The sequence below is a fragment of the SAR324 cluster bacterium genome, from assembly GCA_015232315.1.
In the GTDB taxonomy this organism is placed as follows: Bacteria; SAR324; SAR324; order SAR324; family NAC60-12; genus JADFZZ01.
In genome coordinates this window covers 55,528-77,609 of record JADFZZ010000009.1, presented here as the reverse complement: position 1 = coordinate 77,609, position 22,082 = coordinate 55,528, and the positions used below count along the sequence as shown (strand labels likewise).

Here is a 22,082-nt window from a genome sequence, read left to right as displayed (position 1 = left end):
AGGAGGCACACATGTTCTTGTATCAACTCAATCGTTCTCAGAAATTAGCTTTTTTAAAATTGGCCAAACATGTTGCGCGACTTGACGATTCCATCATAGATGCACTTGAAATGGAAATGCTGTCGATGATGGCAAAAGAAATGGATGTCACCGTACATGAAGTGGATGACATGGATTTTGAATTCTCAAATTTATGCAGTAAATTCAATGACAGAGCCTCAAAAAATATATGCCTCATGGAATTAATCGAGGTCGGATATTCTAACGGAAATTATCATCCTAATCAGGCCGCGTTTGTCAGCAAAATCGCCAAGGCCTTTGGTTTTGATGAGGCGCATGTGACAAATCTGGAAAACTGGATTACCTCCATGATTGAACTTTTCGAAAAAGCTGAAAATTTGATACACAAAAAAGTCTCATATCGGCGTGTGGTGGTGACGTCACTGTTCTAGTCCGGTTTTATTGTCAGTAGAGACGAACATGTTACGTCTCTACATCAACCACATCTTCGAGTCCTATGAAGCGTCTGTTCATCCATCACTGGAGTATTGCGGCCCAGATATCCTTGTTTGCGGGTGTTTCTGTCACCGGTTTTCTTGGGATCGGCGGGGTCGCCCTCCTGATGGGGACATCTTCTTTTCCGGCTTATCATATCACACTGATGCCTTTAATCACAGGCTTCTCTATCATCATAATCCTCCTGGGTAAAATCATCACGGGCAGCATCCTGATTTCCTTGAGACAGGCCAATATGGGCCTGGTTCAGGAAACTGAAGAGCGAAAACACGCGGAAGATGAGGTGAGGCTGCTTTATGAAAAACTGGAACAGCAAGTGGACGAACAAACAGAACTATTGAAGGCCAATAACGCCCTGAAAGAATCCAATGATCAGATAAAACAAACTTTGGCTCAATTTCAGTTAACCCAGGATCAATTGATTATTTCAGAAAAAATGGCCGCTCTTGGTCATCTGGTCGCGGGGATTGCTCATGAGATCAACACACCACTTGGCGCGATGCAATCCTCAATCGGAAGGATGTCCAAGGCCCTGGAACAAACGATAACTCAATTGCCTGACTATTTTGAAGGAATGACTCCCAATCAACGGGAATGCTTTTATGCTTTGTTGAAGAGATCGACTGAAAATGATGCAGTCCTTTCCGCAAAGGATGAAAGAAAATATAAAAAAGACCTGGTGCAGTATTTTGAACAGCATTCCATTGAACATGCAGGGAAGATTGCGGATACCCTGATAGATATTGGGATTTATAACAATTTGGAACCGTTTATGGCACTTTTTCAGGAAACGAATTCGGAATTCATACTGCAAAAGGTTTATGGCTTATCTGGTTTATATCAGAGTGTTCACATCATCCAGACCGCAACCGAAAAAATGGGTCATGTTGTTCAAGCCCTGAAAAATTATGCCCGGGGTGGACAATTTGAAGAATGGGGTCTCAGCAATATCAAATTAGGAATTGAGACGGTGATTACCCTGTATCAACATCAACTCAAACAGGGGATTGATCTGGTCAGGAAATATGAGGAAATCCCGGATATATACTGCTGTCTTGGTGAATTGAATCAAATCTGGACAAATTTACTCCATAATGCCCTGTACGCTATGGAAAATAAAGGGACTCTGGAAATTCAAATCAGTCAAATTGAAGGAAACGCGGTGGTTCGTATCACCGACAGTGGAAAAGGAATCCCGGAGGAGATCAAGGATAAAATATTCTTGCCATTTTTCACAACTAAACCTCCTGGCGATGGCAGCGGATTAGGGTTGGATATCGTTAAAAAAATTGTAGAAAAACATAAAGGGAGCATTAGTTTTGAAAGTAAACCGGGATGCACGACTTTCTGTGTAATGCTTCCCATAGGAACATCAAAAGAATAAGTTGTATAAGTTTAACAACCTCCATTTTCAGGTCTGTAGAGACGTGCGAATCGCGCGTCTCTACGAATGTCCGGCAGAAGATATTTTTTGGAAATTATTCTTTTTTATTGTTGGTGGAGACTCATGAGTAAACCAGTTATTGTTTGTGTGGATGATGAAAAGATTGTCCTGGATAGTCTGAAGTCAGAACTCAAAAATGCTTTTAACGAGGACTACACTATTGAAATTTCTGAGAGTGGCGAAGATACGCTGGAACTGTTTAAGGATCTGCTCAAGGACGGCAATGACATTCCTGTGGTGATCAGTGACTATGCCATGCCAGGCATGAAAGGGGATGAGTTGTTGAAACATATTCATGCGTTGTCACCAGACACCCTGAAAATTATGTTAACCGGGCAAGCTACTATCAAGGCCGTCAGCAATGCGGTGAATCAGGCTAAACTCTATCGTTTTATCCCTAAGCCCTGGACCTCTGCAGATCTCACATTAACGATTCAGGAAGCCCTCAAAAGTTATGCGCAAACCCGGATGCTACAACACCAGCATCAACTCCTCGAACAGCAAAATAAACAATTGGAAGATCAAAACAATCGTTTGGCGGAATATAATCTGAATTTGGAACAAAAAGTTAAAGAACGGACTCATGAGTTAGTTGAAAAAAATCAGCAAATGCTGGAGGATCTGGTGCTGGCGGGAGATGTGCAAAAACGTATTTTCCCCATTTGTGAGATGCCGCCCTTTTTAAAAATGGCCTTCAAATATATTCCCTATAATCAGGTATCCGGGGATATTTATTATGCTCAGCAAAAGGACCCGAAAACCTTCGATTTTTTTATGGGGGATGTGACAGGACATGGTGTTGCGGCGGCTTTTATTACCATTTTGACCAATATGGCTCTGGAAGAGGCGTTAGCGGAAACTTCGCTTGAAAATATTATGCTGCATTTAAATACGCAATTGGAATCCCATACTGCTAAAACCAGGTTTGTCACAGGAATTTTTTTAAGAATCAGTAACGATGGAACCATGTTAAGCGCCAATGCGGCTCATCCCAGGTTCATGATCATCCCGGCTAATGGTGAGGATCTCATTTTCACTAAAAAACGCGGGACTTTACTGGGCGTGTTCCCCAACGAGAGAGTGAAATTTCCCCATGAAACGATTTCCTTGCGTAAAGGTGATAAAATTGTCCTGTACACAGATGGTTTGATAGAGCAGGAAAACTCCCAAAAAAAGTTGTATGGAGATCTGCGGCTTCAATCGCTGTTGAAACGTTGTTGCAATGATGACATTGAGGTCCTTTTAGATAAATTGATGACCGATTTAGATCATTTTTCCGAGGGCGCCCCCAGAGGGGACGATCTCACCATTACGATTATTGAGTTTTTGGGGCTATAGTCATCATTCTGGTTTCTACCTGCAATGGAGAGATTCTGGCATTGACAGGCGGGAATTCAGGGCGTCGTGCGCTGGTTCAAAAAATGGTTTGAATAATATGAACAAAACCAATTAAAGTGCCGAAAATGAATTAAGATTTATTGTCGGGTACGCATAACACCTTCAGATTAAGCGTCATATGTCACAATTATATCAACTTTTTTTAGCGACGATAAAGATTGACCATCCTGATGTGATCGGGTTTGAAAAAATTCTGCAATTTAGAGAGTTCCACAATCTGGTATTAGAGGAGAGCTGTAAAAAAAACAATTTACAACCGTTGTTCAATCGACTGCTAGATCCTGATACCGGTATAATAACCCGCATGATTGAAAGCTGTAAAACAATTTCTCAATTTCATGATTATGAAAGCCGTATCATCTATTTCAGAGCGATCATTGAGCGTTATGAATATTGGTTTTTGACGTTTCTCCATCCTTTGGCAACCAAAGAAATCGACAAGGTGACAGCCTTTCGTGAGTGTTTTTTACTTGCGGATTGTTTACAGGAAGTATTGCCAATCCACAGCAAAGGAGGCCTTTTTGCGGCGGATCATCATGACATGGAACAGATTCAGCAAATAAACCGGGAATATTTTTTGAAAGCCAAACAGTGTATCGTTGAGTTTTTTTCTAGCTGGGGAAAGACTCTTCAAGAAGATCCTGAATTACTCTATAAAAAAATTCAGCAGCCTTTCCGTGTGAATCAAAAAGGTGTTTTCCTTATCAATTCACAAACAGGCCTACCACCTCAAGCTGTTATCAATCCTTTGCAATTAGGTTTTATCTGGTCGTTTTCCCATCTCCAGGAAAAAAACCCCTCTCAAGTCGAGTTCTTTTCTTTGAATGTTGAACAAAAACTTTCGGAATCTTTTAGAAAAGGCATTGAGACCGGAGTCAAATCAGCGCTGAGTTTGTATTATGAAAAGGAAAAGAACACGACTAAAATTTGTAACATGGTCTATTATCGGTTGCCTTCTTTATCGTGCTATGGCGGTAGTTCCCTGGGGGCCATTACTTTTTTGACAACACTTGCGGCCCTGTTCAATCAGGCCTTGCCTGAAGGCTTGTATGCAACGGGTCAAGCTGAGTTGCTTGGTAGCAACCGTGTCGAAGGGGTTCGTGAAAAATTTGAAGCAGTGTTACAAGAAAGTGATTTCAAAACATTTATTTTTCCAGAGGCAAACAAAACAGATCTTTCAAAAATAGATCACAAAGTTCACATTACTTATAAGAGCCTTGATGATTTGTATCAAATATATATCGAAAAATTAAATCCCCAAAAAAGTACTCAAGGTAAAAAAAAAATACAGGCTGAACAAGTCTATATTGAACTGCTCCGCATGGCCTATGCGGACAATATGATTGCCACGGAAGAAAGGGAACTTTTAGAGTTGAAACGAAAACAGCTAAAGATTTCAAGGGTGAAAAGCAAAACACTGGAGTCTCAGGTAAAGTTGGAACAAAACAACTCTCAACGTGAACAACGGTATCTCGAATTACTCAAAATGGCCTATGCGGATGATGTGCTGGATCCCAAGGAACGTGAGTTACTGGATCTAAAACGGGAGCAACTGGATATTTCTGTTGAACGAGGACTTTTTTTAGAAACTCAAATAAAAAAATTAAAAATATAAATACCATTAAAATCAATAAACAAAGCTGATACCTTCCTTTCTTAGCCCCCCATTATTGACCATTTCAGGTCCAGATTATTGTTTTTCAGTCTTAAAGTTTCCTTAGAGGGAATAGTTCCTGATCGCTATCGTTTCAAATGGTTGGAATGGTGGTTTGGGGGTCACTATTCATCTACAAGAGGTCACAATGGAAACAATAAAAAAATATGGATTAGGGGTGATTGCCTGTTTCTTGATGTTCTTTATCTATGCCTGTAATGATTCCGGAAATGGAAGTTCTTCAACCGCAAAAAATCCGGCTGAAACAGCCCCGGTACAAGCCTTGAAAATCAGCATTTTGAAATCGGATCGAGCGTCTGAAACAGCACTTGCAGGGAATCCTGCCGCAAGAACACAAACGTCAATGGTATTGTCCGCTGATGAAAAATTTGTTCTCAGACAGTACGACAAGAATGACCTTGAAGTGCCTTGTCGTGAAGGAATTAATTGTGTCGATGGTGCGATTCGTCTGGATAACAGGGATATGGATACGGATGCGGTTATGTTTGTTATCTTTGATGGAGTGACAGCCAAAGTCAGTGGAGAAATTACTGGAATCAACGAAACCGGGGACGAAGAAATTCATTATTTCGGGATGTCTGAAGAAATCATCAATTCTGGAAACAAAACCATTGAAATTGGTTTGATCCTCTTTCCGGTCGCGGAAACAGAAACGATTCCTCAAATACAAAAAAACTTCAGTGTGACAATCAATACGTCAGCTCTGCTTGGTTCCTATCTCAGCAAGATGGATCGTGCTATTGCGACCTTGTCTTGTGCGAACAATGCCGCGTTACACGAGTCCTTTGAAATGACATTTGATGCCGCAAACAATCAATTGTCTTCAGGAAACAAAACCATGCTTCTCGTTCCAGGAACCGCCTGCGAATTTCGAGTTCAGGTTTATGTGGATAATCAGCCCATTATTCAAGGAACTGTTGGCATCGTGATAGATGGGGCGGCCTATCAGCAAATCGATGGGATGATCTTTCAACGGGTTTCTGCTGTCGTGAGCACAGGATTGTGGGTGGAAGACACAGGAACATGGACTGTGTCATTGAGTGATCTGGCTCATGATCATCTGGTTCAGGATGCAAGAGAATTGAGTGGAAAGTCATCTGGTGTTGTGACCGTTGTGATGAATTATAATCAGGCATCACAGGAGTTCCTGTATCAAGAGGGAAAATGGATTGCGGCAATCAAGAATGTGAATTTTTCCGACACAACGGCGGTGATTGAGTTTGCTGTAAATGTAGATTCTTTAACCGTGCTGAAAACAGATGCGGTTTCTCCAGCAAAATTGGGACACCATGAAAATGTACTGGTCTTTAATTTTAACCGAGACCTTCATATTACGGCACAAATCAATGGAACCCTGTTTCTTCAAGTTTTGGATGCACGTTCCCGTGCGCCCCTTGAAGGGTATAAGGTAACCATCAGTTCCCTTGATAGACCTGAAAACAGTTTCACACGGACCACCAGTTTATTCGGGTATGTTCTTGAATCGCTTGTTCCGGGAAAATATGCGGTTTCCCTTGATGGCATGAAAAAAGTGCTTATAGCCACTATCAGGGAAAATGGCATTTTCGATAAGCAGATTTATGTCAGCGAACATGAAGATGATTAAACTCAGGGGCTTTATCCATTGACGTTGATAAATCAGCCACTCTTTTCATGTCAATACTTGAGGAGAGTGGCCGTTATGACACCTCATTATTCAAAAGAGGTCGACCTTTTTAAGTGCTTTTGTTAAGGCTTTAAGAGATTAGCTAATGACTTCATTTGAAAGGATCAGCCATGCACTGGAGACAAAACAAGATTGAAGCTTATGAAAACCTGAATGAACTTCTTTTAGGTGAAACATATCTACAGTCACAGTTGAGTATTGAAGAAGAACAGACCGATGTGGTCCCTCAATCCATCAACACAATGGAAATCAAAGAAGTTCAGCAATATCCGTGGAACGGCCTGGCGCTTGAGAAGGTAACCTTGTATTGGAAAGACACAGGCGAGCCTTTTGAAAATCGGCAACATGAGAGTTACTGGGGTGCGATTCGGTTGTTGGCATACCGATCATTTATCGGGAAAAAAGTGATTCGTTTCAATAATCAATTGATTTTTATCAGCAGTTACAAACAATTTGCTTTTTATGAACGACAATTTCACGCGGATCCGGCAACCGGATTTGAAGTGGTGTTTCCACAAGATGAAAAAGAATGCTTTGAATCTTTTTTTGATTATACCTGTGTGCGCTTGACCGGCCGATCTGAGCAACGACAGATGTTTCCGTTGAAAAAATGGAGGCAGAAACCAGAATCCTGTTTAATCGAAGCCTGCTTTGTTCCACGGATTTTGGGACCGTATGGCTATATAAAAGACTTTTTTGAAAAACTGATGCGCGAAGCAGAGAAGGAAGGCCCTTCTGTCAGTGACTTGATCAAGTCAAGATTGGATCAATATTTTGACAAGCACCCTGCTCCGACGCTACTCATACAGCACTCCAGTCAAGGACAGACACTTCAGGGCATCGCACGGTTAAGAATTTTGGGATGGGCCACTCGAACAGCCGTTAAAGATGAAATTGAAAATCATCTTCCACAATTGTGCAGGTATCTCTATGAAAACCTGATCGAAGAATATGGAGAGCGCTGTCCTGCATTGAAAGAAAAAGATCCAGTTCAGGTACAGCAGGCATTGGATGCGTTTATCAGAGACACCATTCTTCACCAGGAGTATGAACTTGACGATCTGGTCTTTGAAAAAATGCGAAAAGCAGGGATACCCATCCATGTGATTACTGAACTCAAGGAACAATGCGGCAGGACTTCATGCCGGCGCATCGCAAAACTCTCAGAATGGGAAAACCTGCTTGATCAGGTGGGTATTCGGAATGAAGCTGACAAAGAAACCGTGCAACGATGTGCTTCGATATGGAGAAAACATTTTTAATCATGTTACTCACTTGGAAAGGGAGGGATTATGAAAACTACTAATAAAATTGAGAATGAGATTCAGGAAGTGATGGAGGTCTTTGTACAAAAAACAATGGCCCAGCAACGGCTGAATAGCCCCAGAGTCCCTATTACCGAACAGGAATTAAAAGACTTTCAAAAAAATCCTGACTCTTATTCACATGATCTCGAATTTCATCAACGCCTGTTGAATGATCCTGTCGCACGGGAGGCTCTGGGGGCCTATGATGAGTTTGATGAACTGGAATCCCATACCATGTTCAACGGAACTGAACTTCCAGGTATTCTACTCAGTGTTGCATCTCCCGATGACTATACAGGTCGTCAAAGTTTTTCAAAGGCCGCGGCGACAAGTCACATCCAGCATCTCGACACGCGACAAACGACCTTGAGTTTTCTGGAAAATTCCGATCTGGCAGGCGGCTTTATCATTTTGAAAGATGGAAAATTGAAAGCGGAATTCTATCCTAAAACCGATTTTTTGGAATTACTCACCTATTTTCAATTTCCAGATAAATCGATCAGTCTCTATCCCTGTCACCGGTTTGATTCTTATTGGACCATGGAAACATCTCTCAGAGAGTGGGATTCTCTGGAAAATGTAAAAGTCAGCTACGAAATCATTAAAAACTGAATTTTGCCTGAGGTGCGTCTATTGCTGTTCCAGAAATAGATATTTGAATCTTCCATAATCACCTGGTCTGGCTGGTGCTGAAGAAACAGGGAATATCCCGGTGGCAATTGATATATCATCGATAGGTTCACCCGTTACAGTGTCCTTTATTGTCACAAATGTTGGTGACACGTCTTATGCGACCGTTGTGATGATTGATGATATTCATTCAAATTAGTTCTACTTTGTGTCTCTGTTTTTATTGCCACAGAGACACAGGGACACACAGGATTTTTTAATAAAGATCGCACGTCTCTATGCCTGGAAATACTGTCAATAGGGATAAGGCACCCTCAAAGTTAGTGCGTGTTTAACACACTGGATCGAATATTTGTCAGAAGTTTTGTAATATTCACCATCGAGTTGTGAATCCACTTTTCCCGGAAGTTCAATTTCCAGCGATTCTGCCTGATAATCCTCATAATTTTTAATGACAAACCGGACAATGTTGGTTGAAAGTCCGGTTGGGTCTGCCATTTCAGACACATTCGCGGTGATTTGTTTGCCTAATTCTGTCCAAAACCGAAATCCCTGCTGAAACAAAAATAGATCGAGTTTGCCATCGTTGCCTCTGATTTGTTCGTTCAAGACAAACATCCCCGCATACATTCTCGTATTTTTGACAATCAGGCTGTATATTTTTTTATTCATGAAGTTACCGTCAATTTTAAGACGTGCGGAGTTTTTTCTGAAGACCAGGAACTCCTTGATCATGCTCGGTACGTAGCTTTCAAATCCCTTGGAAAGGAACATCCGTTCGCTACGGGTGAGGTTGCGGTGTTTGAGAACACTGGCATCGTAGCCGATGGTGAAGGCGTCAGCAAAATAACGTTCCCCATCAACTATCCCAAGATCCAGCGGATAATCGAGTCCATCCACCAGCGTCCGGATGTGTTCTTCCAGATTATTGCCCCAGATATTGAATGATTTTGCGTTATCATTGGCGGTTCCAAAGGGGATAAAACCGATTTTAGGTCGTTCCTGAACATTTGCCTGCATGATCCCGTTGATGACTTCATTGATGGTTCCGTCGCCACCAACCATAACAATGGTCTGAAATCCTGATTCAGTAATTTTTTTTGCGACATCGACTGTTTTCATCCGTTTTTTTGTTTTGAAAAGTTTGTAGGCAATGTCATGTTTTTTCAAGAGTTTTGCCATTTCAGGCCATTTGTTTTTTGCCTCCCAGTCATGAGCGGAAGGATTCATGATGATTGCGGTATCCGGTATCATAGTTCTCACAGATAGATAGTGTTCAGCATTGAATAGGAATCAAAAACTCCAGTTTTGTGATATGTTCTCTTGTTCATGCCCAACACATTTCAAACTGTCCAGAGAGCGGATCATTATTCCATATTGAGCCTGGTTTTTTTATTTCATTTTTTCAAATCAAACGATATGAACCGGAATAGTGGACAGCTTTTATCGCCTGAGACGTTAGCCAGAAATATTCACAAACAATACAGGAGAACAGCATGAAGATTGAACAACTCGCGGAAAAATGGGATTTGGTGGTGCTTGGTGGTGGTATCACCGGCGCAGGAATTTTCAGGGAAGCCGCCCGCTCAAAATTAAAAGTATTGCTGGTGGAACAACAGGATTTTGCCTGGGGAACTTCCAGTCGTTCCTCCAAAATGGTTCATGGCGGATTGCGCTATCTCAAGGAAGCGCAGATTGGTTTAACCCGTGATTCTGTTTTGGAACGGGAACGCTTGTTGCGCGAAGCTCCCGGTCTGGTGGAATCGCTGGAATTTCTGATGCCGATTTATGCCGACAGAGGCCCGGGTAAATGGTTGATGACCAGCGGCTTGACGCTGTACAGCATGCTTTCCGGTAAAAAACAGCATCAGTATTTCAATAAATCCGAGTTCGTCGCGAAAGTTCCCGGAATCAATCAACAGCAACTCAAGGGCGGATTCCAGTTTCTTGATGCTCAGGTTGATGATGCCAGATTGGTGCTGAGAGTGCTGGATGAAGCAAAACAGCAATCCGCTGAGGCGGTCGCCCTGAATTATGTCACCGCAAAAAAAATCCTGCGTGACAATAACGGCAAGGTGACAGGCGTTGTCCTGATGGATACTGACACAGGGACCCTGCGGGAAATACAAACCGGAACCATCATCAACGCCACCGGAGCCTGGGCTGAAGGGTTGCATCCATCGCCCAAACAGAAACTCCATATTCGGCCATTGCGGGGCAGTCATCTGATTTTTCCTCAAAAAGTTCTGCCGGTGAATCAGGCGGTCAGCTTTGTTCATCCCAAAGACAACCGGCCTGTCTTCGCGTTTCCCTGGGAAGGCGTCACGCTGTTTGGAACCACGGATGTGGATCATGGAACAGAGATCAATACCGACCCCTCCATTTCAAAAGAAGAAGTGGATTATCTTATGGAAGCTGTGCATTACGCGTTTCCCCAAATGAACATCACTTCAAAAGATTGTCTGGCTACCCTTGCGGGGGTTCGACCTGTCCTGAGTGAAGGCAAAGCCAATCCCTCGGAAGAATCACGGGAACATCTGATCTGGGTTGACAAAGGTCTGGTCACTGTGACCGGCGGCAAGCTGACGACCTTCCGTAAACTGGCTGTGGACACGCTGAAAGAAGCCTTGGAATTTCTTCCGGTAAAGCAGATGGACGAAGGCGACATTTTTGACCAGAAAAACAATCCTGAACCCAAACCTTCAACATTGACGGACAAGCAATGGAAAAAACTGAAAGGAAGGTATGGCCTGAAAGTGAAGGAGTTGATCGCCATGTCTTCACTTGAGGAATTGACTCAGATTCCCGGCACTGAAACGTTATGGGCTGAATTGCGTTACACCGCAAAGAATGAGCAGATCAGGCACCTCAGCGATCTGCTGTTGAGACGTGTTCGCCTGGGACTGTTATTGCCTGAAGGCGGAAAAAATATTCTGGATCGGGTCAGGGAATTATGTGGCTCTGTGCTGGAATGGGACGAGGAACGCTGGCAGAAAGAAATCAACGCCTATCAGGAATTGTGGCAACAATCCTATTCCATGCCTCAGGGCGTCACTCTGTAACCGGGAGGAATAACAATGGACAAGGTAATTTTATCAATCGATTGCGGCACTCAAAGTTTGCGGGTGCTGATGTATTCACCCGAAGGCGACTTGCTGGCAAAGGAACAGGTGCAGTATGAGCCTTATGTCAGTCCAATGCCCGGTTGGGCCGAGCAGGATCCTGAAATTTTCTGGAACAGCGTCTGCACAGCAAGTTTGGCCTTGAAGGAAAAACATCCGGAATGGTTTGCGAAAGTCGCCGGTGTCGGTGTGACCACTCAGCGTGACAGCATGGTGAATGTGGATCGTGAAGGCAACCCCCTGCGACCTGTGATCACCTGGCTTGATCAACGCAAAGCAAAGCCTGTTTATCATCCCTCCCTTGTGACGAGAACTGTGTTTAAAACGATAGGAATGGATGAACCGATTCTGAAAAGTCAAACGGATGCCAAATGCAACTGGATCCGGCAAAATCAGCCGGAAATCTGGTTGAAAACCCACAAATATCTACAGGTTTCGGGTTTTCTGAATTTTCGACTGACAGGACAATACATCGATTCAATCGGATCACAGATCGGGCACATTCCGTTCAGTTACAAAAAGCAGAAATGGTCATCCAAAACGGATATGAGCCGAAAACTGTTTCCTGTGGAACGCAAAAAACTGCCTGATCTGGTACCACCCGGTGAACTGATTGGCTACATCTCAGACAACGCCGCCACCTCAACCGGCATCGCCAAAGGAACTCCGGTGATTGCCTGCGCCTCGGACAAAGGTTGTGAAACACTGGGCATGGGCGTGTTGAACGAGGATATGGCCAGTTTGAGTTTTGGAACCACAGCAACGGTACAAACCACCACCAAAGATTATCGTGAACCCCAGAAATTCATGCCGTCCTATCCTGCGCCAATTCCGGGATTTTATAATCCTGAAATAGAAATCTTCCGTGGCTTCTGGATGATCACCTGGTTTAAAAATGAATTTGCCTTTCAGGAAATTCAGGAAGCCGAAGCTCAGGGCGTTCCTGCGGAAGTGGTGTTGAACAATCTGCTCAAACAGTCGCCTCCGGGAGCCATGGGTCTGATCGTTCAGCCTTATTGGTCCCCGGGGCTCAAAACACCGTCAGCCAAAGGCGCCATGATCGGTTTTGGCGATGTCCATAAAAAAGCCCATGTCTATCGTGCGGTGATTGAAGGCTTGTGTTATGCGCTGTTGGACGGTTTACAGCATATTGAAAGTTCGACAGGAAAAAAAATGAAAAAACTGGCTGTCTCGGGAGGTGCCTCGCAGAGCGCTGAAATCTGTCAGATTGCCGCGGATGTATTCAATCTGCCGCTGGTTCGCGGACGCACCCATGAAACTTCCGGTCTCGGGGCCGCCATTGTGACAGCGGTTGGTTTGAAGATTTTTCCTTCCTTCAAGGAAGCCATCAATAAAATGGTGCAGTATGACCAGACTTTTTATCCGATTCAGGAAAATGTAAAAATCTATGACCAGATGTTCAATCGTGTGTATCAGAAAATCTATCCTGTGTTGTTGCCACTTTATGAGGAAATACGCGACATCACAGGATATCCATCCATCCTTCAATGACAAAGGAGCGACCCATGAAACTTTCTAAATCTTTTCAACCGAATTGGGAACATCGAGCGCCTGAACCCGAAAGCTACCGTTCCATATTCAAATGGGGAAACCCTGAGGCCTACAAACATCCCAGCCATCAACTGTATGAGATGATGAAGAAAAAATTCGGGATGACCGATGAGGACTTCAAAGAAAAAAAACTGGCGGGCAATGAAAAGGTTGCCTGTGAAACGCCCCCGCAACTCACAGCGACACAGATCCATGCCCTGCAGGAAATTGTCGGAGAAGCCAATGTGGCGACCGATGATTATTCCCGGGTCAAATACTCCAATGGAAAAACCGCGGAAGAAGCCATGAAACTGCGTCGTGGGATCAATGGGAAAGTGGCGGATGTGGTGGTACATCCACGAAGTCGGGAAGATATTCTGGGATTGGTCCAATATTGTGACCAGGAAAAAATTCCGCTCTATGTGTATGGCGGCGGTTCGTCGGTCAACATGGGGTTCAAATCAGTCAAAGGTGGAATTTCTCTGGTGATGAACACCTACATGAACCGTGTGCTTGAATTCAGTGAAACCAATCAGACCATCACTGTGGAAGGCGGCATGATGGGACCGGATTATGAACGACTGCTCAATAACGCGCCAGTGACACTCAATGCCAAACAGGCCTTCACTGGGGGGCATTTTCCACAGTCCTTTGAATATTCATCAGTCGGAGGTTGGGTTGTCACTCTGGGTTCAGGGCAATATTCTTCTTATTACGGAGATGCCTGTGACATGGTGATGAGCATGGAAGTCGCGACACCCAAGGGCGTTTTCAAAACACATGATTTTCCAGCAACAGCGACGGGTCCCAAAGTGAATGATATTTTCATGGGGAGTGAGGGAAGTTTTGGCGTTCTGATTTCAGTGACTATGAAAATTTTCCGGTATACTCCTGAAAATACCCGACGGTTCGCATTCATTTTTCCCAACTGGCAGGCCGCTGTCAGTGCCGCAAGAGAGATTAGCCAGGGGGAATTTGGCAGTCCTTCGTTGTTCAGAATTTCCGATGAAGAAGAAACCGATGTCGGACTAAAACTTTATGGACTCGAAGGCACTCCCCTGGACACACTCATGAAAGTCAGCGGTTACAGTCCGATGAAACGCTGTCTATTCCTGGGGCAGGCAGACGGAGATCCTGATTTCGCGAAATTGGTGAAGCAGAAAGTGCAGTGGATCTGCATGAAAAATCGGGGATTGATGTTGGGCGGTTTCCCTGTTTCGCAGTGGGAACATGGCCGTTTTGCGGACCCCTACATGCGGGAAGACCTCAACGATTACGGAATTGTGATCGACACGCTGGAAAGTGGTGTCACCTGGGACAACCTGCATATCCTGCATCAGGGAGTACGGAAATTTATCAAGAAACGTCCGAACACAATCTGCATGACGCATGCGTCCCATTTTTATCAACAGGGCACCAATCTGTATTTCATCTTCATTGCCAAAATAGATGATCTGGAAGAATACCGGAAATTTCAGGATGGTGTGATTGAGGCCATTCATCAGCATGGCGGTTCTCTGAGCCACCATCATGGTGTCGGCAAAATGATTGGACCATGGATGGAAAAGCATCTTGGCAGGGAACAAATGGAGCTTCTCAGAGCGATTAAAAAACACCTCGATCCAAACAATATCATGAATCCCGGCGGAACGCTGGGGCTTGATACCCTGAAACGTGAATATGAATGATGAACCGGTATGCTACCCATTATCAATCAAAGTTATTTGCCAGACATCACATGCTTCAGATGCTCAAAAAGTCTATTTTACAAGACCGAAGAGGATTCATTAACGTCCCCGGTAATAAAAAACAAACCACCCTGGTTCCGCCAATCATTCCCAACCTCCAATTGTGAGAAATCCAATGAGTAAGATTCGTCATAGCATTGATCAAGCCTTCCTGAATTGGGCAAAACTGGTCATAAATAATAAATGGATCTTTGCTGTTTTGATCCTGGTGCTCAGCGTGTTTTTGATTTCGCAGATCCGTAATCTGAAAGTGGACACGTCCACGGAAGGTTTTTTCCATCCCGAAGACCCGTCGCTCATTACCTACAATGCGTTCAGGGATCAGTTCGGGCGGGATGAGATGATCATCCTGATGATTGAGTCAGACCATCTTTTCAGTATCGATTTTTTGACCAGACTCAAGGAAATGCATCAGGAACTTGAGGATACCGTCCCCAATCTCAATGACATCAATGATCTGGTCAGCGCCAGAAAAACTATTGGCAATGAAGGTTCACTGATTGTCGGTGATCTTCTGGAAGAATTGCCTCAATCGGATGAAGAATTGGCCGAGTTTAAGGCGTATGTACTTCAAAACAAGCTCTACAAAAACTTTTTGATCGCTGAAGACGGGCGGCATACGGTCATTGCCATTCAAACTTCCGCATGGTCTTCACAGGGACAACCTGAATTCGGTGGTGCTCTGGATACCGGAACCCAAATGACAGGATCTCAAGAAAAACCCAAACCCCTTTCTGACAAAGAGAACAGTGAAATTATTGCCAGAATTCACGAAATCAAGGTTAAGTATGAAAGCCCGGATTTTAAGATTTCCTTCACGGGAACCCCGGTTGTCACAGATTACCTGAAGCGGTCGATGATGAAGGACATGCGGTTTTTCACGTTGCTTGCCATTGCGGGCATTGCCATCTTTTTGTTCATCATGTTCCGCAGGGTTACCGGAGTGATCTTGCCTCTGCTGACAGTGATCCTGAGTTTCCTTTATACGTTGGGCCTGATGGCCCTGACCCATACCGCGCTGAAGCTGCCGACGCAGATCCTGCCCAGCTTTCTTCTGGCGACCTCGATTGGATCTTCCGTCCACATGATGAGCATGTTTTATAAGGATTATCACAAGGATAAGGGCAACAAGGCTCAGGCAATTATGGATGCCATGGCACATTCCGCCTTGCCAGTGGCAATGACCAGTTTGACCACTGCCGCGAGCCTCCTTTCTTTTGCGACAGCCGCAATTGCTCCGATTGCTGATCTGGGAATGTTTGCCGCTTTCGGTGTCATGGTTTCCCTGTTTTTGACCTTAACGTTTCTGCCCTGTTTTCTGGCGATTCTTCCGGTGAGGCACCATGGGCATCAGGATGCGGAGGAACTTCCCTTGACGGTCCGCTTTCTGGAAGCCGTCGGGGACTTTGCTCATGACCATTATAAATTGAGCATCGGGATCTGGACTGTGATTACGGTGTTGGCAATGACGGGCTTACCCATGCTGAGGCTGGAGCACAACACCTTGATCTGGTTCCCTGAAACCTCTGAAATCCGTCAGCAAACCCAGGCGATGGACGACATCATGAAAGGTTCGGTTTCGATTGAAATGATAGTTGATACCAAAAAAGAAAATGGATTGTATGACCCGAAGGTTCTCAATGCCCTCAACGAACTGGAGGACTACGCCTTAACTCTGGCGCCGACACAACGGGAAGCGCCCTTTGTGGGCAAAGCCTTATCGCTGGCCAGCATGCTCAAGGAAATCAACCAGGCATTGGGGGAAAACAAACATGAAAACTACGTGATTCCTCAAAACCGGCAATTGATCGCTCAGGAGTTTCTCCTGTTTGAAAACTCTGGTTCTGACGATTTGAAAGATATTGTGGACAGTCAATTTTCCAAAACAAGACTTACCATAAAGACGCCCTGGATAGAGGCCAGAAGCTATATGCCCATTCTGGAAGCCCTGGAGAAAAAAGCCCATGAACTACTTGGACCTGAGGTTGAAATTCAAACAACCGGGATGATTGAATTGTTCGCCAAAACCGTCAATATCATGATGAAGAGCATGATCACCAGCTACCTGATTGCCGCGGTGGTGATCACCTTGATGATGATTGTCCTGATTGGCCGGTTCGGACTGGGATTGCTTTCGATGATCCCCAATTTGAGTCCGATCGTCATCACCCTGGGAATGATGGGGTTGGTCGGCATTCCACTGGATATGTTCACGCTGTTGATTGGTTCGATCGCAATCGGTTTGGCGGTGGATGACACGATCCATTTTTTCCACAACTACATGCGTTACCTCAATCAGTATGGGGACTCTAAAAAAGCGATTGAAGAAACTCTGGGAACAGCCGGAATGGCCATGTTGGTCACCAGCACGGTGCTGACCCTGGGGTTCTGGGTGTATATGTTGGCCTCCATGAACAATCTCTTTAACTTTGGTCTGCTCACAGGCCTGGCCTTATTGATCGCGTTTCTGGCGGATGTCAATCTGTCTCCGGCACTTTTAACCTGGGTGGATGAGGCTGGTAAGAAAAAAAGATGAACAGGGAACTTTATGAATGATTTTCAATCGTTTTTTAAAGAACTTGCCTCTCATTGGGTAGCTTGTTATCTCTTTCAAGAGTCAGATCAAAAGTCATTTAGCAGATATTTCTAAGAGGTTTTTATGGAATACACCGTTACTGAAGCCAAAAAATATTTTAATGCTATCATTTCTGCTCCCGACCCTGTCATTATTTTAAGAAAAGGAAAACCAGAGTCTGTCGTTATTCCTTTTGAAACCTATCGTACTCTGTCTCAAGAATCTCTTAAATTACACGAAATTCAAGCCGTGGAACTGGCTAAAAAGATTCATTCCGATCCCAATTACCCTTTGTTACCCGATGAGGATGAGGGGTTGGAATGAGAGCCATCCAACGCACTCAGGAAGCTAATGATTTTTTGAATTCTTTAAAAATCAAAGAAGGAACAGAATCTCACCGTATTGCTATCGTGAATCGCTATCGAATATTGGCTAAACTCCATGAAGAACAAATCATGAAGTTTCCAGGGATTCGTGTTTTGAATTCCTCTCCTCTCATTATTTCTTTCCGGATTGATTATCGGGAACTGGAACGCATTTCTATTTATGATGGCTATGAAGCTGTTTGTTTGATTAGTGATGAACGGTTGGTTGTCGTTAAAGTGGAGGAAATCAAGGTTTCCTGATTAAAAAAAGCAAATCATCAGGGAACTTGTAGGTTGGGGAGAGCGTAGCGAATTCCAACAATAATCAAAGCCATCCTGAACAACCCATGCAAGCCATCGTAACCTTGCTGAAACCTGTTGATGATCCGCCCCGCAAATCTTTAAAAAAACATATTGGTTCCTTAAAGGATTCTCCGATCCTTGAGGGCGATCCTCTGGAGATTCAAAGGATTCCGGTATTTTCTTTACCGACTATCACCTGAGAATTGGCGTAACGATGATGGTAGTCCATAGGAACATGAGAATTCTGCATATCCCGCAAGATTCATACACGTAAGAGGAAAAAAAGTGAAAGGCCGCAAACACCAAATTTGTGTCGATATTCCGGAAAAACTGTTGCATATTATCGTGCATGTCGCCATTAAAGCCGAAACGGTGGAGGGATGCCGTATCTTCCGGGAAGTGCTGGAACGTTATCCTTCGCTTGACGCTTTTTCCGCCACTCTTGCGTCCCGCACCGCAGGAGCTGTGCAATCGGCGGGTTGCCACGCAGAGCATGGAACCCGGCAGTGCGTAACAAGAGTTGTTAATTTTATCCAGGGAGATGCTATGAAAAAAATATTGTTGTTTGCTTGTGGAATGTTTGTGGTGATGGGCGCGCTTCATGCGGCTGATATGTCAGCACAGGAGATTATGGTCAAAGTGGATAAACGGGATACGGGCGAAACCAGTATTTCTGAAAGTGCCATGATCCTGATTGATAAGAATGGAAACCAGCGTGTTCGACAAACCAAGATGTTCCGCAGACAATATCCGGATGTGAAGAAATCCATTTCATTTTTTCTGACACCGGCAGATGTCAAGGATACCTCATTTCTGTCTTATGACTGGGAAGATGATGCCAAGGAAGATGACTCATGGTTATATCTTCCAGCCTTGCGCAAGGTGAAACGCATTGCCGCATCCGATAAGGCAGGTTCCTTCATGGGCAGTGATTTCACCTATTCCGATATCGAAGGAATCAATATCAAGCACTACGATTATGCGTTCGTGAAGGAAAGTGAAATGATTGACGGTGCCGATACCTGGGTCATTGAGTCCACGCCCAAACCGGAATTTAATGAGAAGGTTCTGGATGAAACCGGCTACCTCAAGTCGCAGGTTTGGGTACGCAAAGACAATTTCATGGTGGTCAGAGGCATGTTCTGGGTGAAAAAAGGTAAAAAAATAAAATATCTCACCATCTCGGATATTGAAAAAATTGATAACATCTGGACAGGAAAAACATTACAAATGGTCACAACCCAGAATGGGGTGAAGGCCCATGCGACTGTGTTGAAAAACCAGGGTATCAGTTACAACAAACCGGTGGATGAAGATATGTTTTCTACTCAACGAATGGAACGGGGATTGTGATGCGGAGCTATACAAAAATGTGGATGCCACTGATTATCAGTTTGCTGTATATTTTTTCCGGTTCTCCGGCTTTTGCACAGGATTCAGAAACAGAGTCCTTGAAAGATCAGTCGCAAGTGGAACAGGAAAACACCGCGGCTGATGAGACAGAGACTGAGGAAATGTCCAGTGACGACACTGAGGCTGAGGGCGCTTGGGGGACCACGGATGCCACGGCTCCGGGCAGTGATCCGTTTGCTCCTGCGGGTGGATCCTTCGGCGATATTCAGATTGACCTGGGGGAACTGGCGCCGGTGGTTCAAAGTCCCTTCAGTTTCAATGGGTTTGTTCGGGAAGATCTGGCTTACAGTTATCTCAAACCAGACGATTCCTTCGGTTTTGTCCGTGAGGATGCTGAACTTTCCAAAATGCGGACAACCTTGTTTTTGTCCATGAATTACAAACTGAATGCCGACTGGAAAGCGCAGGTCAGCGGTAACTTCTTTTATGATGATTATTACCGTCAAAAGGATCGTGACCTGTTTCCGGAGGCCACTCTTGAAACGTATGAAACCGAAGCTGAATTCAGAGATACGTTTATCGAAGGGCAGATCGTTTCAGGTTTCGGACTCAAGTTGGGCCGTCAGATCATTGCCTGGGGCCAGTCAGAAGGCAGTCAGGTGGTTGATATGGCGAATCCACGTGACAATCGTGAACTGGGGCAAACCACTCTTGAAGACATGCGGATTCCTGTGTTAGCTTCACGGATTTACTGGGTTCAGGACGGGTGGCAGATTGACGCGGTCGCAATCCATGAGTTTCGTCCTAACAAAACTGGCTCAGAGGGTTCCGATTTTGACCAGTATATTTTACTCAGACAGGCTGGCTTGCAAATGAATGAAGCCGGGGAACCTGAAAATTCGGTGGAAAACACCGAATGGCTGGCACGAATACACAAAACGTTCAATGGCGGGGACGCAAGCCTGATTTATGCGGATGTCTATGATGATGAACCTTATCTGGAATATGACGCGATTCATTCCAGACCATTGTTGAGGCAACTGCTGGTAACGCCTAAATTCAATCGTATCAAAACCCTGGGTGTCTCTGGAAACATTGTGACGGGATCATGGTTGTTAAAAACAGAAATCGCCCAAAAAACCGGGGTGATGTACATGCGCAATGACATCCAGGCACAGTTAATGTCAGGTAATTTCTTTCCTGAAAGCGGGGTTGAAAAAGATATCCTTCAAGGTGTGTTGGGAGCAGATTACACAGGGATCAACGACCTGACCGTTTCTCTGGAATTTGTTGGAAGACAGATCCTGGATTTTGAGGACATCATTATGAGTGATGAAACAACATTGACCTGGTCGGTCAGTTTAATGCATGATGCCGTGAATGATACGGTGCATTCCAGATTTTTCTGGTTGCATCTCACGGGGGATAACGGTGATGTGTATCGGTTTACCGTGGATTATGACATGCTGGACGCACTGCAACTGTCCGGTGGGGTGGTGGTGTATGACGCAACCGTGGAAGACGCGTTCGTTTATCCTTTCCGTAACAATGACCGGTTGATTGCTGGCGTTAAATACAGTTTTTAACGACTCACCTGAGTGGCATAATTCCAGTTGCCGCTCTTACCATTTCAACAATCGCAGCCACGTCTTCGTGCGGGAAATTGATTTTATCAGAGATGCTCAAAATAAAATCGAGTTCCCGTTGATCCAGATGCCGATCACACATGCTGATTTCAATCACATGCGTCAAAATCTCTCTGGATCTGGATTTATCAAAATTCATAGGCTGCAAATTTTCAAGATCGAGGTTTTCAGAACGTTGTTCAATCTCTTTCATCTTTTCAGAAGAGCCATCCAGCAAGTCATACAGGTGGCTGAGATAGGGAATTTCTTTCTTATCCACTTTGCCATCGGCCTTGATAATTTTCATGATAATTTCTGCCATCCAGAAGCGCTCTTCCGCATTCAATCCCTGAAGCAACTCAAAAAAAGCCTGATGTTTGGCACTGGCATCCGTTTCCTTGATCATTCGACCGATGACCATGGGAGATAGCCCCATGATGGAACCAACGGTGTGACAATATTTGATTTCTTCGGCATGAAACTGGTTATCCGATCGGCAAATCTTGAGAATGGTAGAAAAAATTTCTTCAGCGTTTGTTGGTTTTTTATCCAGAGGTTCAATGGGATAAGTCTTGAATTCTTTCAAATGATTGAAAAATATGGACAATGTTTCAGGATCATCCTTGAGCGATTCAAACAAATTGACCAGAAAAGGGATTTCTGACTTATGGATAACCTTGTCCGCGATGATGGCGCCAATGATGATTTTCACCACCCATTGTTTTATTTTCTTATCATCACCTTGAGACAAACGTTCCAGAATTTTTGATATCACAACCCCTCTTGATTAAAAAATATTAGTAA

General features: G+C 44.3%; 17 protein-coding genes. 15 read left to right on the top strand and 2 right to left on the bottom strand.

Features of this window, described 5'->3' with window-relative positions:
• The first annotated feature begins 11 nt into the window (after positions 1–11).
• The 7 genes from HQM11_08920 (at position 12) to HQM11_08890 (ending at position 8,618) form a co-directional block, all read left to right on the top strand.
• Positions 12–452, top strand: a complete 441-nt coding sequence (locus HQM11_08920; GenBank protein MBF0351143.1) for a hypothetical protein — start codon at positions 12–14, stop codon at positions 450–452.
• Positions 453–517: 65 nt separating this feature from the next.
• Complete coding sequence (locus HQM11_08915; GenBank protein ID MBF0351142.1) at positions 518–1,900, top strand: GHKL domain-containing protein; 1,383 nt, start codon at positions 518–520, stop codon at positions 1,898–1,900.
• A 123-nt stretch (positions 1,901–2,023) separates the two neighbouring features.
• A complete protein-coding gene (locus tag HQM11_08910) occupies positions 2,024–3,298 on the top strand; it encodes a fused response regulator/phosphatase (protein MBF0351141.1) in 1,275 nt (424 codons plus the stop codon).
• A 178-nt stretch (positions 3,299–3,476) separates the two neighbouring features.
• Entirely contained in the window at positions 3,477–4,973 is a 1,497-nt protein-coding gene (locus HQM11_08905; protein ID MBF0351140.1) for a TerB family tellurite resistance protein, read from the top strand.
• Between the two features lie 187 nt (positions 4,974–5,160).
• Positions 5,161–6,639, top strand: a complete 1,479-nt coding sequence (locus HQM11_08900; protein MBF0351139.1) for a carboxypeptidase regulatory-like domain-containing protein — start codon at positions 5,161–5,163, stop codon at positions 6,637–6,639.
• 170 nt (positions 6,640–6,809) lie between these two features.
• Complete coding sequence (locus HQM11_08895; GenBank protein MBF0351138.1) at positions 6,810–7,961, top strand: hypothetical protein; 1,152 nt, start codon at positions 6,810–6,812, stop codon at positions 7,959–7,961.
• Between the two features lie 30 nt (positions 7,962–7,991).
• On the top strand, positions 7,992–8,618 hold the full coding sequence (locus HQM11_08890; protein ID MBF0351137.1) for a hypothetical protein: 627 nt from the start codon (positions 7,992–7,994) through the stop codon (positions 8,616–8,618).
• Positions 8,619–8,930: 312 nt separating this feature from the next.
• Here the strand turns inward: HQM11_08890 and HQM11_08885 are convergent, their stop codons facing one another.
• Positions 8,931–9,890, bottom strand: coding sequence for a YegS/Rv2252/BmrU family lipid kinase (locus HQM11_08885; GenBank protein ID MBF0351136.1), 960 nt, complete (start codon positions 9,888–9,890; stop codon positions 8,931–8,933).
• A gap of 242 nt (positions 9,891–10,132) precedes the next feature.
• On the opposite strand from HQM11_08885, the gene HQM11_08880 reads away from it, so the two are divergent.
• The 8 genes from HQM11_08880 (at position 10,133) to HQM11_08845 (ending at position 21,239) form a co-directional block, all read left to right on the top strand.
• Entirely contained in the window at positions 10,133–11,698 is a 1,566-nt protein-coding gene (locus HQM11_08880) for a glycerol-3-phosphate dehydrogenase/oxidase (protein MBF0351135.1), read from the top strand.
• Positions 11,699–11,713: 15 nt separating this feature from the next.
• Positions 11,714–13,270: an FGGY-family carbohydrate kinase gene (locus tag HQM11_08875; GenBank protein ID MBF0351134.1), complete on the top strand. Its 1,557-nt coding sequence runs from the start codon at positions 11,714–11,716 to the stop codon at positions 13,268–13,270.
• 14 nt (positions 13,271–13,284) lie between these two features.
• On the top strand, positions 13,285–14,997 hold the full coding sequence (locus HQM11_08870; GenBank protein ID MBF0351133.1) for an FAD-binding oxidoreductase: 1,713 nt from the start codon (positions 13,285–13,287) through the stop codon (positions 14,995–14,997).
• 175 nt (positions 14,998–15,172) lie between these two features.
• Entirely contained in the window at positions 15,173–17,593 is a 2,421-nt protein-coding gene (locus tag HQM11_08865; protein ID MBF0351132.1) for an MMPL family transporter, read from the top strand.
• Between the two features lie 123 nt (positions 17,594–17,716).
• Positions 17,717–17,956: a type II toxin-antitoxin system Phd/YefM family antitoxin gene (locus HQM11_08860; protein MBF0351131.1), complete on the top strand. Its 240-nt coding sequence runs from the start codon at positions 17,717–17,719 to the stop codon at positions 17,954–17,956.
• The gene (locus tag HQM11_08855) at positions 17,953–18,258 is read left to right on the top strand and encodes a hypothetical protein (GenBank protein MBF0351130.1); all 306 of its coding nucleotides are present in this window, start codon (positions 17,953–17,955) and stop codon (positions 18,256–18,258) included. Before HQM11_08860 ends, HQM11_08855 begins: the two co-directional genes overlap by 4 nt.
• Positions 18,259–18,585: 327 nt before the next feature.
• Positions 18,586–19,653 (top strand): outer membrane lipoprotein-sorting protein, encoded by a 1,068-nt coding sequence (locus tag HQM11_08850; protein ID MBF0351129.1) that lies wholly within the window; start codon positions 18,586–18,588, stop codon positions 19,651–19,653.
• On the top strand, positions 19,653–21,239 hold the full coding sequence (locus tag HQM11_08845) for a hypothetical protein (protein MBF0351128.1): 1,587 nt from the start codon (positions 19,653–19,655) through the stop codon (positions 21,237–21,239). Before HQM11_08850 ends, HQM11_08845 begins: the two co-directional genes overlap by 1 nt.
• A gap of 4 nt (positions 21,240–21,243) precedes the next feature.
• Here HQM11_08845 and HQM11_08840 read toward each other — a convergent pair whose 3' ends face one another.
• The gene (locus tag HQM11_08840; protein MBF0351127.1) at positions 21,244–22,053 is read right to left on the bottom strand and encodes a TerB family tellurite resistance protein; all 810 of its coding nucleotides are present in this window, start codon (positions 22,051–22,053) and stop codon (positions 21,244–21,246) included.
• Positions 22,054–22,082: the final 29 nt, after the last annotated feature.

Bases quoted from the DNA above. Each gene is read 5' to 3' on its own strand.
- HQM11_08885 (MBF0351136.1), bottom strand. From the start codon at position 9,890: ATGATACCGGATACCGCAATCATCATGAATCCTTCCGCTCATGACTGG.
- HQM11_08855 (MBF0351130.1), top strand. From the start codon at position 17,953: ATGAGAGCCATCCAACGCACTCAGGAAGCTAATGATTTTTTGAATTCT.
- HQM11_08910 (MBF0351141.1), top strand. From the start codon at position 2,024: ATGAGTAAACCAGTTATTGTTTGTGTGGATGATGAAAAGATTGTCCTG.
- HQM11_08880 (MBF0351135.1), top strand. From the start codon at position 10,133: ATGAAGATTGAACAACTCGCGGAAAAATGGGATTTGGTGGTGCTTGGT.
- HQM11_08865 (MBF0351132.1), top strand. From the start codon at position 15,173: ATGAGTAAGATTCGTCATAGCATTGATCAAGCCTTCCTGAATTGGGCA.
- HQM11_08900 (MBF0351139.1), top strand. From the start codon at position 5,161: ATGGAAACAATAAAAAAATATGGATTAGGGGTGATTGCCTGTTTCTTG.
- HQM11_08895 (MBF0351138.1), top strand. From the start codon at position 6,810: ATGCACTGGAGACAAAACAAGATTGAAGCTTATGAAAACCTGAATGAA.
- HQM11_08915 (MBF0351142.1), top strand. From the start codon at position 518: ATGAAGCGTCTGTTCATCCATCACTGGAGTATTGCGGCCCAGATATCC.
- HQM11_08905 (MBF0351140.1), top strand. From the start codon at position 3,477: ATGTCACAATTATATCAACTTTTTTTAGCGACGATAAAGATTGACCAT.
- HQM11_08875 (MBF0351134.1), top strand. From the start codon at position 11,714: ATGGACAAGGTAATTTTATCAATCGATTGCGGCACTCAAAGTTTGCGG.
- HQM11_08860 (MBF0351131.1), top strand. From the start codon at position 17,717: ATGGAATACACCGTTACTGAAGCCAAAAAATATTTTAATGCTATCATT.
- HQM11_08890 (MBF0351137.1), top strand. From the start codon at position 7,992: ATGAAAACTACTAATAAAATTGAGAATGAGATTCAGGAAGTGATGGAG.
- HQM11_08870 (MBF0351133.1), top strand. From the start codon at position 13,285: ATGAAACTTTCTAAATCTTTTCAACCGAATTGGGAACATCGAGCGCCT.
- HQM11_08920 (MBF0351143.1), top strand. From the start codon at position 12: ATGTTCTTGTATCAACTCAATCGTTCTCAGAAATTAGCTTTTTTAAAA.
- HQM11_08845 (MBF0351128.1), top strand. From the start codon at position 19,653: ATGCGGAGCTATACAAAAATGTGGATGCCACTGATTATCAGTTTGCTG.